This window comes from Enterobacter cloacae complex sp. HYC080_NIDB (assembly GCF_056673325.1).
Genome location: NZ_CP114212.1, coordinates 1,075,650 through 1,092,070, shown reverse-complemented (window position 1 = coordinate 1,092,070; position 16,421 = coordinate 1,075,650). Strand labels below are relative to the sequence as shown.

The window sequence follows — 16,421 nt, the reverse complement described above, 5'->3', positions numbered from 1 at the left end:
GGCTCGTCTTGCTCGCCGTTCACGGTAACTCTGCTGGAGTCATAACGAAATGAGCCAAATCTCTGTTATATCAAAACTTACTGGCGTGGAAACTACGACGGAAGGCACACAGGTTACGCTGAGCCATTCCTCTATCGTTGAGCTTCATGTAGAGCGAGCTGATGTCTCCCATTTCGCGCGAAGTGGTAACGATCTGGTGGTGACACTGCACTCAGGGGAAGTAATAACCCTTAAAAATTTCTACGTCACGGACGCGCAGGGCGTAAGCCAGCTGGTACTCCAGGACAGCGACGGTGCGTTATGGTGGATAGAAGATCCTGCCGGGGCCGCCACGTATGAATCTATCGCGTCGACAGACGTGCTGCTAGCGGCATCCGGAAGTGATACCGGTGGCGCGGCCATCTGGCCATGGGCGCTGGGCGGTATTGTTGCCGCAGGCGGCATCGCGGCGGCGGCAAGCTCCGGTGGTGGCGGGGGGGGTGACGATGACAATAACGGTAACCCTAATCCTAATCCTGATCCCGGCACGCCAGGTGAACCTTCTACCCCGGATACAACGCCGCCGAATGCACCCTCGAGTCTTACGTTCTCGTCGGACGGGAAAACCGTCACCGGTACCGCTGAACCCGGCAGCACAATCACGCTGAAAGATGCAAACGGCAACGTTATCGGCACAGGGAAAACCGGCAGCGACGGCAACTTTACTGTTTCTCTCGGCACTCCGCTGATCAACGGTGAACATGTCACCGCAACTGCGACGGATGCGGCAGGGAATACCAGCCAGAGCGCAACGGTGACCGCGCCGGATCTCACCGCCCCCGATGCCCCAACGATTGGCAGCGTAACGGACGATGTCGGCCCTCAAACGGGGGCGCTGACTAACGGCAGCAGCACCAACGATCAGCGGCCCCAGCTCAGCGGCACCGCCGAGGCGGGCTCAACCGTGACGATCTATGACGGCGGGATCGCCATCGGCACGGCAGTCGTCTCCAGCAATGGCACCTGGACATTCACCCCGTCAGTTGATCTGAGCGAAAGTACCCACCAGATTACGGTGCGGGCAACTGACGCCGCCGGTAATACCGGCCCCGCTTCACCGGTCTTCACGCTGACCGTCGATCTCACCCCGCCGGCAACGCCGACGGCGATCGTACTGACTGACGACACGGGGACTATCAGAGGAACCATCACCTCTGGCACCGCCACCGATGCATCAAAACCGATCCTGGCGGGAACGGGCGAGCCGGGTGGAACCATTACTATTTACGATAATGGTGTGGTCGTGGGTACCACAACCGTACTGCCCAACGGCACCTGGAGCATCAGGCCAGACGGTCCGCTCCCGGACGGAGCACACTCGATAACCGTCGTGGAAACCGATGCCGCCGGAAACCAGAGTGCGGCATCAGCGCCTATCACCTTCACCGTTGACACTACCCCGCCGCTGGCCCCCGGAAACCTCGTCGTGTCAAATGATGGCGGTTCCATCAGCGGTACCGCAGAGCCGGGCAGCACGGTGACCATCCGGGATGGCAATGTCATCCTTGGCACGTCGGTGGCAGACAGTGAGGGTAACTTCACCCTGACGCTGACCCCGCCTAAGCTCAACGGCGAAACGCTGACCGCAAACGCCACCGATGCCGCAGGCAATACAGGCCCCGCAACCGCGGCGGCGGCACCGGATACGACCCCACCGCAGACCCCGGTTATCGTATCGGTGATTGATGACGTGCAGGCCACAACCGGCCCCGTGGGTCAGAATGGGCTGACCAACGACCGGGCACCGACCCTGAACGGCACGGGCGAACCCGGTTCGACCATCACGATATCCAACGGCAGCGATATCCTCGGCACGGTGAACGTCCCCTCATCCGGCCTGTGGAGCTTTACACCGCCTGTACCACTGTCTAACGGTACCTATGTGTTCACGGCGACAGCAACAGATGCTGCCGGTAACCCGAGCGGTCAATCGAACGCGTGGACGATTACCGTTGACGGTACCGCACCAGACGCCCCGGTGATTACGCAGGTCGTGGACGATGCTCCCGGGGGAACGCTTGGCTCGCTCAACCTGAATGACACCACCAACGACGCCACCCCGACGCTGAGCGGCACCGCCGAGGCAAACGCCACGGTCACAATTCGTGCTGACGGGGTGGTGATAGGTACCACCGTCGCTGATGGCCTCGGTGCATGGAGCTTTACCCCTTCCACACCACTGGGTGAGGGTCCGCATACCCTGACGGCAGTTGCAACCGACGCGGCAGGCAATACAAGCGGCGTGTCCAACAGTTGGGGGCTGATAATTGACAGCGTGGCGCCCGCTACGCCGGTCATTACTCAGGTGGTGGATGATGCCCCCGAGGGCCTCGGTGCGCTTAGCCCCAACGGCAGTACCAACGACACCACGCCAACGCTCAACGGCACGGCTGAACCGGGCTCAACGGTCACCATTCGTCTTGATGGTGCCGATCTTGTCACGGTCCCGGTCGGCAGCAACGGTACGTGGACCTATACCCCCACCGCACCGCTTGGCGAGGGACCTCATACTTTCACCGTTGTTGCCACCGATGCGGCAGGTAACACCAGCCTGCCGTCAACCGGCTTCAACATTATCGTCGATACCACGCCGCCAGTGGCCGCGACCATTGCCAGCGTGACGGATGATGTCGGCGGCGTTCAGGGGCCGCTCAGCAGCGGCGATACTACCGATGACACCCAGCCGCTGCTGCAGGGTACCGCACCGCCTGACGCGGTCGTCACCGTCTATGACGGCACAACGCTGCTCGGCACCGCCATCCTTGACGGAAGCGGCGGCTGGAGCTTTACGCCTGTTACCCCGCTCACCGACGGCCCGCATTCGCTGACGGTGCATACCACGGATGCCGCAGGCAATACCACTGTCTCCAGCCCGTTTGTGCTGACGGTGGATACCGTGGCGCCTGCCACGCCGGATATCCCGGCAATTACCGTCAATCCTGACGGAACAGAAACGCCGCTGAACCCGGGAGAAACCACCCGCGATACCACGCCGACCCTGAGCGGCACCGGTAATCCGGGCGATACGGTGACGATCTACAACGGTGGCGTCAAACTTGATGATGTCGTGGTGGACGGTACCGGGAACTGGACCTGGACGCCCGCCACACCGCTGCCTAACGGCACCTATGACATTACCCTGACCGTGACCAACATGGACGGCACGGGTAACGAAAGCGCGCCGTCACAGCCGGTAACCATCACCATTGACACCGACCCGCCAGCGACACCTGCGGCACCGGTTATTACCGACAGCGTCAGCCAGGTCACCGGCCCCGTTCCCGATGGTGGAACCACCAACGATCCGCGCCCGGTTCTGAGCGGCACCGGAACGGCGAACGACGTTATCAACATCACCGACACCGTCAATGGCATACCGACCGTTGTTGGCACCGTCACGGTAGACAGCACCGGCAACTGGAGCTGGCGTCCTGACAGCAATATTGGCGAGGGCAGCCACGTCTATACCTCCACCGCTACCGATGAAGCGGGCAACGTCTCTGCCGCGTCACCGGCGATCACCATCACCGTGGATACCGTGGCACCGGATACACCGGTAATTAGCGCCGTTGGCGGCGAGCCGAGCGGTGGCTTCATCACAGACGCCACGCCGACAGTCGGCGGCACCGGCGTGAACGGTGAGACGGTGATCGTCTACAACAACGGCGTCGAACTGGGACGCGTCGTCGTGGCGAATGGAGAATGGAATATTGACCTGCCAGCCCAAACGGACGGCCCGCTAAATATCACCGTTGCGGGCGTCGACGCGGCAGGTAACGTCAGCGCGCCCAGCCCGGTATTTACCGTGACACTCGATACCGTTGCGCCTGAGATCCCGCAGATCAATGCCGTCTCAGATAGCCAGCTCACCAACAATGTGCTCTATACCCGCGACGGTGTACCAACGCTCACCGGAACCGGTGAACCGGGATCGACCGTTGTCGTCTCGGTGGATGGCACGCCATCCGCCGTACCGGTAACTGTTCAGCCAAACGGCTCCTGGACCTGGACAGCCGACAGTACGCTGGCGGATGGACAACATACCTTTACCGTATCGGCCAGCGATCCAGCCGGTAACACCTCAGCCAGCTCTGCGCCGCTTAACGTCACGGTTGATACTCTCGACCCAACCGCCCCTGACAATCTGAACCTGGCTGCAGAAGGGACGCCACTGACCGGTACCGCCGAAGCGGGAAGCATCATTACCGTGATGAACGGTAGCACCGTCATTGGGACTGGTGTTGTCGACAGCACCGGCAACTTCTCCATCGCGGTCAGCCCGGCACCGCAGGATGGCGCAACGCTAACCGTGAGCGCCACCGATGCTTCGGGGCGCACCAGCCCTGATGCGACTTACAACGTCATCGGTACGTTGCCTAATCTTCCTGATATTCCCGTCATTACGGCAATCAACGATGATGCAGCGCCGCTCACGGGCGATGTAAAAGGCAAAACCACCAATGACATCACGCCTACGCTGACCGGTACGGCCGAAGCGGGCAGCCTGGTAACCATCTATCAGGACGGTGGCCTGACGCCGGTGGCGACAGTGACGGCCGACGGCAGCGGCAACTGGAGCTATACACCGGCCGCGCTTGGCGAAGGTCTGCACTCCTTTGAGGTAACCGCGACACTCAACGGTGCGACCAGCGGCCGCTCTCCTGCCGCCAGCGTCACCGTTGACCTCACCGCACCAGGCGCACCGACCATCGGCGCGGTGATTGACGACGTGGGTCCAGGCACCGGTCCGTTAACCAACGGCCAGACTACCAACGACAACCAGCCGACGCTGACCGGCACCGGCGCGGTGGGGGATACCATCTCCGTCTACAACAACGGGACGTTGCTGGGCAGCGTGGTGGTCGGCAATACCGGCACCTGGAGCTTCACGCCACCTTCTTCGCTGGCGGAGGGCACTCACGTTCTCACCATCCGCGAGACCGATCCGGCGGGGAACCAGAGCGCGCCTTCTGCGGGCTTCACCGTTGTAGTGGATACCGTTTCCACCACGCCGGTCATCACTAACGTAACGGATGATGTCGGCAATACCGCCACAACCGTGGTCAGCGGCACACCAACCAACGACGCCACGCCAACCCTTTCAGGCACGGCGGAAGCGAACAGCGTAGTGACGATTTTCGACGGCGGCACGCAGATTGGCGTGGTCACGGCGGACGGCACCGGCGCATGGACGTTTACGCCAGAGACCGCGCTCGCCGAAGGCTCGCATAGCTTCACCGCCCAGGCAACGGATCCGCAGGGTAACGTCAGCGCAGTCTCAGGCGCCTGGAGCGTGGTGGTTGACCTGACAGCACCGACGGTACCAACGCTGGATACGGTGAATGACAACGTCCCCGGCGGCATCACGGGCAACCTCACCAGCGGGCAGGTTACCAACGACAGCACACCAACGATCGGCGGTACCGGACAGGCGGGTAGCACCATCCACATCATGAACAACGGTACGCAGATCGGTACTGCAATCGTCGACGGAAGCGGAAACTGGTCCTTCACACCGACCACGCCGCTGGTCGACGGCAGCTACGCCCTGCGCGTGTACGCAACGGATGTCGCGGGCAACGCCTCGGCTAACTCCTCCGTCTTCACCTTTACCGTCGATACCGCAGGTCCGGTCGTGCCAGTAGTGACCAGCGTGATCGACGATATCGCACCAGTCACCGGGACGCTTACGTCAGGCAACACCACCAATGACGCGCGTCCGACCTTCAACGGCACGGGTGACGTGGGTTCTACAGTGCATGTGATCGTTGATGGTAACGAAATTGGCACCGCCGTCGTGAATGCCCAGGGTAACTGGACCTTCACCCCGGGGAGTGACCTGAGCGACGGGCCGCATGCCATCACCTTCAATGCCACCGACGCGGCAGGCAACACCGGCAGTACGACAGCGCCGTTTAACCTGACGGTAGATACTGGCGTGCCGTCTGCGCCGGTTATCTCAACCGCAGCAGACAACGTGGGCAGCGTTCAAACCCCGCTCTCTTCCGGGCAGAGTACCGACGACACCACGCCGACGCTAAACGGCACCGCGACGGCCAACGCCACGGTCACCGTTTATGAAAACGGGCAGCCGATCGGCACCGCGCTGGCAGACGGTACCGGCGCATGGAGCTTCACGCCGTCAACGCCGCTGTCCAGCGGCAGCCATACCTGGACCGCCACCGTCACCGATGCCGCGGGGAACGTCAGCCCGGCTTCGCCAGGCTTTACCCTGGTTGTCGATACCACGGCACCGAACGCGCCGGTTATCAGCCAGGCGATTGACGACGTGGGCAGCATCACCGGCCCGATCACGTCCGGGCAGACCACGGACGACACCGTACCGCGCCTTGTCGGAACCAGTGAACCGTTTGCCACGGTGAATATCTATGAGGGAACCACGCTGGTCGGGACAGGGACTGCTGACGGCACCGGTAACTGGAGTATCTTGCTCAATACCACGCTGACAACGGGCGCACACAGCTTCACCGCCCAGGCGACGGACGCGGCAGGCAACACCAGCGTGTCGTCGGCAAGCTTCAGTCTGACGATAGACACCACGCCGCCTGCGCTGCCAGTGCTCACCAGCATTCTGGACGACGTGGGCAATGCGGCAACGCCCGTTGCTAACGGCGGGTTGACCAACGATGCCCAGCCAACCCTCAGCGGGACGGCGGAAGCCGGATCGACGGTGAAAATCTTTGATAACGGCGTGCAGATTGGCAGCGTGACGGCCACCGGCGGGGCATGGAGCTTTACCCCTTCCCCGGCGCTGGGCAACGGTTCGCACAATTTAACCTTTACCGCCACCGATGCGGCGGGCAACGTCAGCGCGCCAACCGCCGGGTATGTGATTAACGTTGATACCCTTGCCCCGTCAGCGCCCGTCATTAGCTCGGTAGTTGATGATGTGGGCAGCGTCACCGGACCGATAACCGGCCCGACCAACGACACGCGCCCTACGCTGAACGGAACCGCGGAAGCGAATGCGACGGTAAGGATCTACGATGGCATCACGCTGGTGGGTACCGTCACCGCGGATGCCAGCGGCAACTGGACCCTGCCACAAACCACCACCACACTGACGCAAGGCACGCATAACTTCACGGCCACAGCCACCGATGCGGCGGGCAACACCAGCGTGGCGTCCACCGTGACGACGATTATCGTCGATACGACCGCCCCAACGGCGCCGACCGGGACCTTCAACGCCGACGGTAGCGTGCTGACCGGGAATGCCGAAGCAGGTAGCACCGTCAGTATCCGCCTTGCGGACGGCTCAACGGTAACCGCCATTGCGGGCAGTAACGGCACCTACAGCTATACCTTTACGAATAAACAGACCGAAGGCCAGACGCTGCAGATCACCGCCACCGACGCGGCGGGCAACACCTCGCTGCCCGGCTCGGCGCTCGCGCCGGTGGTGCCGCTCTCCGCCAGCAATAACGTCGAAGAGTTGGATCTCAGTACCACGGCCACCGTCACCAACAGCCAGTACAGCGACTACGGCTTCCTGCTGGTCGGCGCCGTGGGCAACGTCCTGACGCTGCTCGGGAACGACACCGCGCAGGTGAACTTCACGGTGGGCAACGGCGGGAGCGCGGATATCGTGGTGAACGCCAACGCCACGGGGGCTGTGCTCTCTCTGCTTAACACCCTTGAACTGGTGGTGCAGCACTACGTCAACGGCGCCTGGACCACCGTGGTGGATACCGGACAGCCGCAGTTTGCTGACCTGCTGACCCTCGGTGCCACCGGCGTATCGCTGAACCTGACCGGGCTGGCTGACGGCAACTACCGTGTGCTCAGCTATAACACCAACCTGCTGGCGACCGGCTCCTACACCAGCCTCGACGTGGCGGTGAAAGAGACCGGTCCGGGCACGGTCACGGGCGATACCAGCCTCAACGGGAACGTGATTCTGGATACAGACCCGACCGCTGGCAGCGACAACGCCCCGGCCGGAACCACGATCTCCGCCGTTACGAATGCGCAAGGTGTTACCACCAACATCAATGCCGACGGGACGGTGGTCCAGGGACAATACGGTACGCTGACCATTAACCGCGACGGCAGCTACTCCTACACCCTGACCGACACCAGCGCGGCAGTCATTGGCCGGACAGAGAGCTTCACCTACACCATCACCCATAACGGCGTCAGCGCCTCGGCACAGCTGGTGGTGTCGCTCGGAACGGGAACCGTCAGCAACGGCATTGTCGCCGTGGACGATACCAACGCCCTGACCTTCGACACCAGCGTGCACGAAATCAATAACGGCACCTCGTCTCAGGGCGGCTTTACCCTGGTGGGTATCAATCTCGGCAACACGCTGGGGCTTAACCTGCTGGACGATATGACCAACCCCATTATCTATAACGTGGAGGAAGGCACCACTCGCACCATGACCATCCAGGCCTCCGTGGGCGGCGTGGCGCTGGCGTCGGTGTTTGATTTGTACGTCTATAAATTTAACAACGCCACCCAGACTTTCGAGCAGGTACGCGTCGAGTCGGGCTGGCTGCGTGCCCCGCTGCTGGGCGGCACGTCATCTCAGCTAACGCTGCAATTGCCTGCCGGGGAGTACCTGTTCCTGCTGAATACCGCGTCCGGGATCACCGCCCTGACGGCCTACACGCTGAGCGTTCTGCAGGATCATGTCTACAGCGTATCGAGTATCAGCGAGACGACCACGGGCGACGTGCTGGCGAATGACCCGGTTCCAGCAGGCACGCTGGTTACCGAAGTGAACGGCGTGGCGGTCAACGGCACTGGCACCACCACCATTCAGGGGGAATACGGCACGCTGACCATTAATTCATCCGGTCAGTACACCTATACCCTGAGGAGTGGTGTCGGTGTGGACCATATCAGCACGCCGGATACCTTCGTCTATACCGTCACCGCGCCAGACGGCACGAAAGACACGGCATCGCTCAACATCACTCCAACCGCCCAGCCGATGAATGCGGTGAACGATGTTAGCGCCGTGATGGATGTAACGTCAGTACACCATACGTCAGCGTACTCCGATACCACCGTGGGTACGGCAAGCTGGACGACTGCCTTGCTCTCGTCAACCCAGGGTAGCGGCAGCGGAACTTTTGTGGTGGATCCAAACACCGCGCTGCATAACGCCTCGCTGCACTTTAACGTGGCCTCGCTGCTGTCGCTGGGCGGACTGACGGTGAACTGGACAATCAGCGACGGCTCGGGCGTGATCCGCAGCGGCTCCTTCGGCGGCATTTCGTTACTGAACGGCAGTATTGACGTTCCGCTGACCGGGCTGGATCTCAACGCCGGGACCTACACGCTGAGCTATACCGGTAGCGTACCGGGGCTGAGCGTCGGGAACATTACCATTACCCCAAGCGTCAACGGCACCACTTACTCGCTGACTGATTTTGACGCCACGGGCACTCACACCGTCAACGGCAATATCTTTGACGGCACCGACTCGGGCGGCGTGCTGGATCAGCTCCACTCGGTGGATACACGCGTCAGTATTACCGGCTACAACGGCGTGACCACCACGCTGGATCCGTACACCGGCAGCGCAACCGTCAATATCACCGGCCATTACGGCACCCTGGCGATTGCCGCTGACGGGCATTACACCTATACCCTCAACAGCGGGGTATCGCTCTCATCCATGACCTCGAAGGAGACCTTCAACTACACCCTGACCGATGCCACCGGGAAGACGGACAGCGCCTCGCTGACCATCAACATGGCGCCTCAGTTCATCAGCTCTGAACACAACGACGTCATTACCGGCACCGCCTACGGCGACACGCTGATTTACCAGGTGCTGAACAATACGGTAGGGAATGCCACGGGGGGGAACGTCAGCAGCACCGCGGGCGACCACTGGACCGGCTTCTCGCTGGCGCAGGGGGATAAAATCGACATTAGCGACCTGCTGGTGGGCTGGAACGGTAGCGCCTCCACGCTCGGGAACTACCTCCATGTCACTAATAGTAATGGTAATACCGTGATCTCCATCGACCGTGACGGTGCAGGGAGCACCTACACTAATACCACGCTCGTGACGCTTGATGGCGTTCAAACCACCTACGACGAGCTCGTTAACCAGCAACACATCATTACCACATAACAGCTGTAGTACTAACCCGGGCGCACAGCGCCCGGGGATTAATAATAAAGCTGCACTTATTTTATTAGGGACATGACATGGGAATGAAGATGCCTTACTGGTGGCTCTCGTGCTGCCTGATATCTGTGCCCGCTCTGTGCGCGAATCCGGCGGCGACCATCAATACCGGACAACTGCGCGAAACGCAGGAACTCCCCTCACTGAATGGCCGTGTCGCCCCTGCGGCTGGCAACGCCGCGCCCGGCTCATTACAGCTTGGCGAGGCCGTCAACCGTGCCGTTACCTGGCATCCGGCGATCGGTGAAGCCGTGGGCAAACTCTACGAACAGAGCGAAGAAGTCGACGTCGCCAAATCGAAATACTATCCGCAAATTAACGCGGGCATGGACAACGGGTACTCCCACGACGGCGATCAGAACGGCTTTACGCCGTCGCTGGTGCTCTCTCTTTCACAAATGCTCTACGACTTCGGCAAAGTGGCCAGCCAGGTACGAGCCGAAAATGCCGGGGTTGCCCAGCAGCAGGCCAACGTGCTGGTGAGCATCGACACCATCGCCCACGATACCGCCATCGCCATGGTGCAGGTGCAAACCTGGCAGCAGATGGTCGACACCGCCAAAGAGCAGCTCGATGCCCTCTCCTCAATAGGCACACTGACCCGTCAGCGTAACGACGAAGGGGCGACCTCGCTTTCTGACGTGGTGCAGACCGACGCACGTATTGAAGGGGCGCGCGCGTAGCTGATGCAGTATCAGGCCAGCCTCGACAGCGCCCGTGCCACGCTGATGAGCTTTCTCGGCTGGAACAGCCTGAACGCGATCAGCAATGATTTTCCGCAAAAGCTGGCCCGCAGCTGTGACATCGCCGAGCCGGACGATCGTCTGGTTCCGTCGGTCCTTGCCGCCTGGGCCCAGGCCAACGTCGCCCAGGCCAACCTCGACTACGCCGACGCGCAAATGACGCCAACCGTCTCGCTGGAGCCGGAGGTCCGTCACTATCTGAACGATCGCTACGCGGGCAGCGAAACGCGGGATCGCACGCAATATTCCGCCTGGGTGAAGGTGCAAATGCCGCTCTATCAGGGCGGCGGCCTCACCGCCCGGCGTAACGCTGCCGGACACGCGGTGGAAGCGGCGCAGTCGACCATTCAGCGTACCCGTCTTGATGTCCGCCAGAAACTGCTGGAGGCCCGCAGCCAGGTGATGAGCCTGCAAAGCACGCTGCAAATTCAGGGCCGCCAGGAGGCGCTCAGCGCCCGTACCCGCGAGCTTTACCAGCAGCAGTATCTCGATCTCGGCTCGCGCCCGCTGCTGGACGTGCTCAACGCCGAGCAGGAGGTCTATCAGGCACGCTTCACCCAGCAACAGACCCTCGGTCAGTTGCACCAGTTACAGCTCAACTGCCTCTATAACACCGGACAATTGCGTCATGCGTTCGATCTTGATAACCGCACCATCCAGACCGTGGAGATCCAGCCATGAAGCAACGCGAAATCCCGCAAGAAGAAACAATGACGGATGAGGCGCTGGCGCAGTGGGCGCAGGCGTTTGGCTTTGTTGCCACGCGCTACCGCGTCGCCTGCTCGCCCGGAGCGCTGATTGCGGGCGCCCCCTGGCTGAAAGGCAAACCGATGGTACCTGCCCTGACGCAGCTTGCCCGGGAAGCCGGGTTGACGTTCCAGTTGCTCACGGCCGATCGGCAGTCGATCAACAGCTGGCGCCTGCCGGTGGTGGTGGCGCTGAACGACGGAAAAATTGGCGTGGTCGACAGCTTCGACGGGGAAGACACGCTGGACGTCAGCTTTTTCGACGACAAGATGCATACCAACCGTCTGTCGATGAGCGCGCTGCTGCCCACCATCCGCCACGTTATTGCCCTGCGCCCGCTGGCCGCGCTGAAGGACAGCCGCGTGGATGCCTACATCTCGAAATACCGCCCGGACTGGCTCTACCGGCTGGTGATGCGCGATCTGCGCCCGTACAGCTGGGTGATGCTGGCAGCCTTGTTCATCAACCTGCTCTCCCTCTCCGGCATTGTCTTTTCCATGCAGGTGTATGACCGGGTGATCCCTGCCCAGTCCTACCCGACGCTTTACGTCCTGACCATCGGCGTGCTGATCGCCACCCTGTTTGGTTTTGTGCTGCGCGTGGCGCGCGGTCACATTATGGATCTGCTGGGCAAACGCTCGGATCTGCGGGTCTCAGACCGCGTGTTCGGCCACGCCCTGCGGCTGCGCCACAGCGCCATTCCGCGCTCCACCGGCAGCTTTATCTCCCAGCTGCGCGAGCTGGAGCAGATCCGCGAGATGGTGACCTCCTCCACCATTTCGACCATTGTCGACCTGCCCTTTTTCTTCCTGTTTGTGGTGGTACTGGCGATCATCGCGCCGCAGCTGGCGTGGATCGCCCCGGTCGCGGCGGTGATCATGGTCCTGCCCGGCCTGCTGCTGCAGAAGAAGCTGGCGGAGCTGGCGAAGCAGTCGGCGCATGAATCAACCCTGCGCAACGCGGTGCTGGTGGAGAGCGTGCAGGGGCTGGAGGACATCAAGCTAATGCAGGCGGAAAACCGCTTTTTGCAGCAGTGGAATAGCTATATCCAGATCACCGCCGAATCCGGCCTGCGCACCCGCGAACTGACGCAGAACCTGATCAGCTGGGGGATGACCATCCAGAGCCTGGTCTACGCCGCGGTGATTGTGGTCGGCGCGCCAATGGTGATCGACGGCACCCTGACCACCGGTTCGGTGGTTGCCGCGTCGATGCTGGCCTCCCGGATGATCGCGCCGATGGCGACGCTGTGCGGCGTGCTGGCCCGCTGGCAGCAGGTGAAGGCCGCCAAAGAGGGGCTGGACAGCATTATGCAGTTGCCGACCGAGAACCAGCGCGAAGAGACGCCGATCCGCCAGGACGTCCTGCGCGGACACTATCTTTTCGAACAGGCGCAGTTCCGCTATCAACCGGACGATCCGCGCATGGCGCTACGCATTAACCGTCTGGAGATCAAGCCGGGCGAGAAAGTGGCGATCCTTGGACGTAACGGCGCGGGCAAATCGACACTGCTCCAGGCCATGGCGGGCGGGATGGATCTGGCGGCAGGCGAATTGCGGCTTGATAACCTCAGCCTGCCCCATCTCGACGTGGCGGACGTGCGGCGCAACGTCGGCTTTATGACCCAGAACGCGCGGCTGTTTTACGGCACCCTGCGCGAGAACATCACCCTTGGCATGCCACGCGCCACCGACGAAGAAATTTTCGCCGCGCTGGAGTTGACCGGCGCAGCAGGCTTTGTGCAGAAACTGCCCAAAGGGCTGGACTACCCGATCATGGAAAACGGCGTGGGGCTTTCCGGCGGGCAGCGGCAGTCCATTCTGCTGGCGAGGATGCTGCTGCGCGATCCGAATATCGTGCTGATGGATGAACCTACCGCGTCGCTGGATGAGCACACTGAACGGGAGTTTATCCAGCGTCTGGGCGACTGGCTCGGCAACCGTACTTTGATTGTCGCCACCCACCGCGTGCCGGTGCTGGAGCTGGTGGAGCGCGTGGTCGTACTGAAAGAAGGGATGCTGGTGATGGACGCGCCAAAAGCGCAGGCGCTTAACAACAGCCGCATTCAGCAACAGCAGCAGCAGGCAGCAACCGGACGGGAGTGGAAAAATGAAAATCAGTCAGCGTGACGTTGCCGCAATGGACGATCTGGATAACGCGCTTGAATCCGAAAGTGGCTACACCGGCGCACGTCGAATCGTCATCTTCTCGTTGCTGATGTTTGTGGCTCTGGGCGTCTGGGCATGGTTTGGCGTGCTGGATGAGGTCTCAACCGGCTCGGGGAAAGTGATCCCCAGCTCGCGCGAACAGGTATTACAGTCGCTCGACGGCGGGATCCTCACCGAGCTGAACGTTCATGAGGGCGATCAGGTGCAGGCCGGACAGGTGCTGGCGCGGCTTGATCCGACGCGTTCCGAATCGAACGTCGGTGAAAGTGCAGCGCGCTACCGCGCGTCACTTGCTTCCAGCGCACGTCTGAATGCCGAGGTGAACGATCTCCCGCTAACGTTCCCGCCTTCGCTGGCAAAATGGCCGGATCTGATTGCCGCCGAAACGCGACTCTACAACTCCCGCCGTGCGCAGCTGGATGATACCCAACGGGAGCTGCGCGCCGCGTTAGATCTCGCCAATAAAGAGCTGGCGATCACCCAAAGGCTGGTTAAAACCGGGGCCGCCAGCCATGTGGAGGTGCTGCGCCTGCAGCGACAGAAAAGTGACCTGGAGTTGAAGCTCACCGACGTGCGCTCGCAGTATTACGTTCAGGCGCGCGAGGCGTTATCCAAGGCTAACGCGGAAGTGGATATGGTTTCCGCGGTCCTTAAAGGCCGCCAGGATTCCGTCACCCGCCTGACGGTAAAATCCCCGGTGCGCGGGATCGTGAAAAACATCAAAGTCACCACCATCGGCGGCGTGATCCCGCCCAACGGCGAGCTGATGGAGATTGTGCCGGTGGACGATCACCTGCTGATTGAAACCCGCCTCTCGCCGCGCGATATCGCCTTTATCCACCCGAACCAGGAGGCGCTGGTCAAAATCACCGCCTACGATTACGCCATCTACGGCGGTCTGCATGGGGTGGTAGAGACCATTTCACCGGACACCATCCAGGACGAAGCCAAGCCGGAAGTGTTCTATTACCGGGTGTTTATCCGCACCAGCCAGGATTACCTGGTCAATAAAGCGGGCAGGCACTTCTCGATTGTACCGGGCATGATTGCGACAGTGGACATCAAGACCGGCGAGAAAACGGTGCTGGATTATCTGATTAAGCCGTTTAACCGGGCGAAAGAGGCGCTGCGGGAGCGGTAGTCAATCGCCTTACCAGTCCTACACACTAAAGCTAAGGGGAATGCGGTTTTCTCCCTCTCCCTGTGGGAGAGGGTTGGGGTGAGGGCGTCAGACCGCAACACAGAAAAAATTCACCGCCGATAGGGCGTTAAAACGGGCGAAAGCATTCGATATCAGCGCTGAATTCTGGCTGAATCTGCAGCAAAACGCAGAAAACCAAGGAGCGAGAATCGAGCCCCCCTAACATAATCATCCCCCCAATCTGCTAAAGTAGCCCAAATTCATTTTTCAGGAAGAAATCATGCGCCAACGAACCATTGTCTGCCCCATCATCCAGAACGACGGTGCCTATCTGCTGTGTAAAATGGCCGACGATCGCGGCGTGTTTCCCGGTCAATGGGCCCTCTCCGGCGGCGGAATGGAACCGGGCTAAACCATGGAACAGGCGTTGCGCCGTGAGATCCGCGAAGAGCTGGGCGAAGCGCTGGAGATCGTCTCGGTCACGCCATGGGCTTTTCGCGATGACATCAGGGTAAAAACCTACGCCGATGGCACCACCGAGGAGATTTATATGATCTATCTGATCTTCGACTGCATGAGCGCCAACCGGGACGTCACGTTTAATGAGGAGTTTCAGGAGATCGCCTGGGTTAATCCGGAAACATTAAAAGATCTGGATCTCAACGAAGCTACCCGCATGACCTTCGCGCAAAAGGGCCTTCTTTAATCGCCCACTGCCCCGGCGTTTTATCGGTCCATGTTCTGAAAACCTCAATGAATGCGCTGACGCTGCTGTAGCCGCAGGACAGCGCAATCCACCCTACCGGCTTCCCCGCCGCCAGCCACTCCATTGCCCGCATAACGCGAGCCAGCTGCCGCCAGTTAACGAAGTTCATTCCGCCCGACGAAGTGCGGTACGATTATACACCCCAACATACCGCGCAAATTTCCCAATAAATACGCCGGCAAACACGCCCCCGGAGACGATCGCCAGCGCGCTCATGGCAGGTTGTTGCATCGTCTGAGGCGAAACCGCGCTCATCACCCCCAGCACATACTTCACGCCAAACGCCAGCATCATAAACGGCAGCGCGGTGTAGTCTGCCTGGCGGTAAAGCGTACGCGGCGCATCTGCCCGGGTGATAACCGCCCGCTTAATCAGGAGATACCCCAGCGCGGCACCGGCGAAGATCCCCGCCGTCCACAATGCGACAGTCGCAGGGGTCAACGTGCGATAGAGCACCAGATCGTAAATATCCCACACCAGAAAGATCGCCGGGATAATGGCAAGCCTCTCCAGCGTAACGGTGGCGGGCCTGCGGGCTTTGATACCACGGGAGATAAGGAAGATAAACAACACCCACACCCAGGCGGGCGTGTGCGTAACAACACCGATCAGAAATTCAAACATGGAACTCACCATGAACGAT

At 61.0% G+C, this 16,421-nt stretch carries 5 protein-coding genes and 2 pseudogenes; 5 read left to right on the top strand and 2 right to left on the bottom strand.

Annotation, left to right across the window (positions count from 1 at the left end; translation table 11 throughout):
- Positions 1 to 49 precede the first annotated feature (49 nt).
- The 5 genes and pseudogenes from O1723_RS05190 to nudI all read left to right on the top strand — a co-directional run bounded on the left by O1723_RS05190 (position 50) and on the right by nudI (position 15,718).
- A complete protein-coding gene (locus O1723_RS05190) occupies positions 50 to 10,156 on the top strand; it encodes a BapA/Bap/LapF family large adhesin (RefSeq protein WP_333144955.1) in 10,107 nt (3,368 codons plus the stop codon).
- Between the two features lie 77 nt (positions 10,157 to 10,233).
- Positions 10,234 to 11,637: pseudogene (locus tag O1723_RS05185) on the top strand (TolC family outer membrane protein).
- Positions 11,634 to 13,832: a type I secretion system permease/ATPase gene (locus O1723_RS05180; protein WP_014884935.1), complete on the top strand. Its 2,199-nt coding sequence runs from the start codon at positions 11,634 to 11,636 to the stop codon at positions 13,830 to 13,832. Before O1723_RS05185 ends, O1723_RS05180 begins: the two are co-directional and overlap by 4 nt.
- Before the next feature lie 10 nt (positions 13,833 to 13,842).
- A complete protein-coding gene (locus O1723_RS05175; protein ID WP_086527819.1) occupies positions 13,843 to 15,012 on the top strand; it encodes an HlyD family type I secretion periplasmic adaptor subunit in 1,170 nt (389 codons plus the stop codon).
- Between the two features lie 280 nt (positions 15,013 to 15,292).
- Positions 15,293 to 15,718: pseudogene (gene nudI, locus O1723_RS05170) on the top strand (nucleoside triphosphatase NudI).
- Here nudI and O1723_RS05165 read toward each other — a convergent pair.
- Complete coding sequence (locus tag O1723_RS05165; protein ID WP_230622120.1) at positions 15,681 to 15,842, bottom strand: helix-turn-helix domain-containing protein; 162 nt, start codon at positions 15,840 to 15,842, stop codon at positions 15,681 to 15,683. The pseudogene nudI and the gene O1723_RS05165 sit on opposite strands and share 38 nt — an antisense overlap.
- A gap of 41 nt (positions 15,843 to 15,883) precedes the next feature.
- Positions 15,884 to 16,402 (bottom strand): DUF6622 family protein, encoded by a 519-nt coding sequence (locus O1723_RS05160; protein ID WP_014884940.1) that lies wholly within the window; start codon positions 16,400 to 16,402, stop codon positions 15,884 to 15,886.
- Positions 16,403 to 16,421 lie beyond the last annotated feature (19 nt).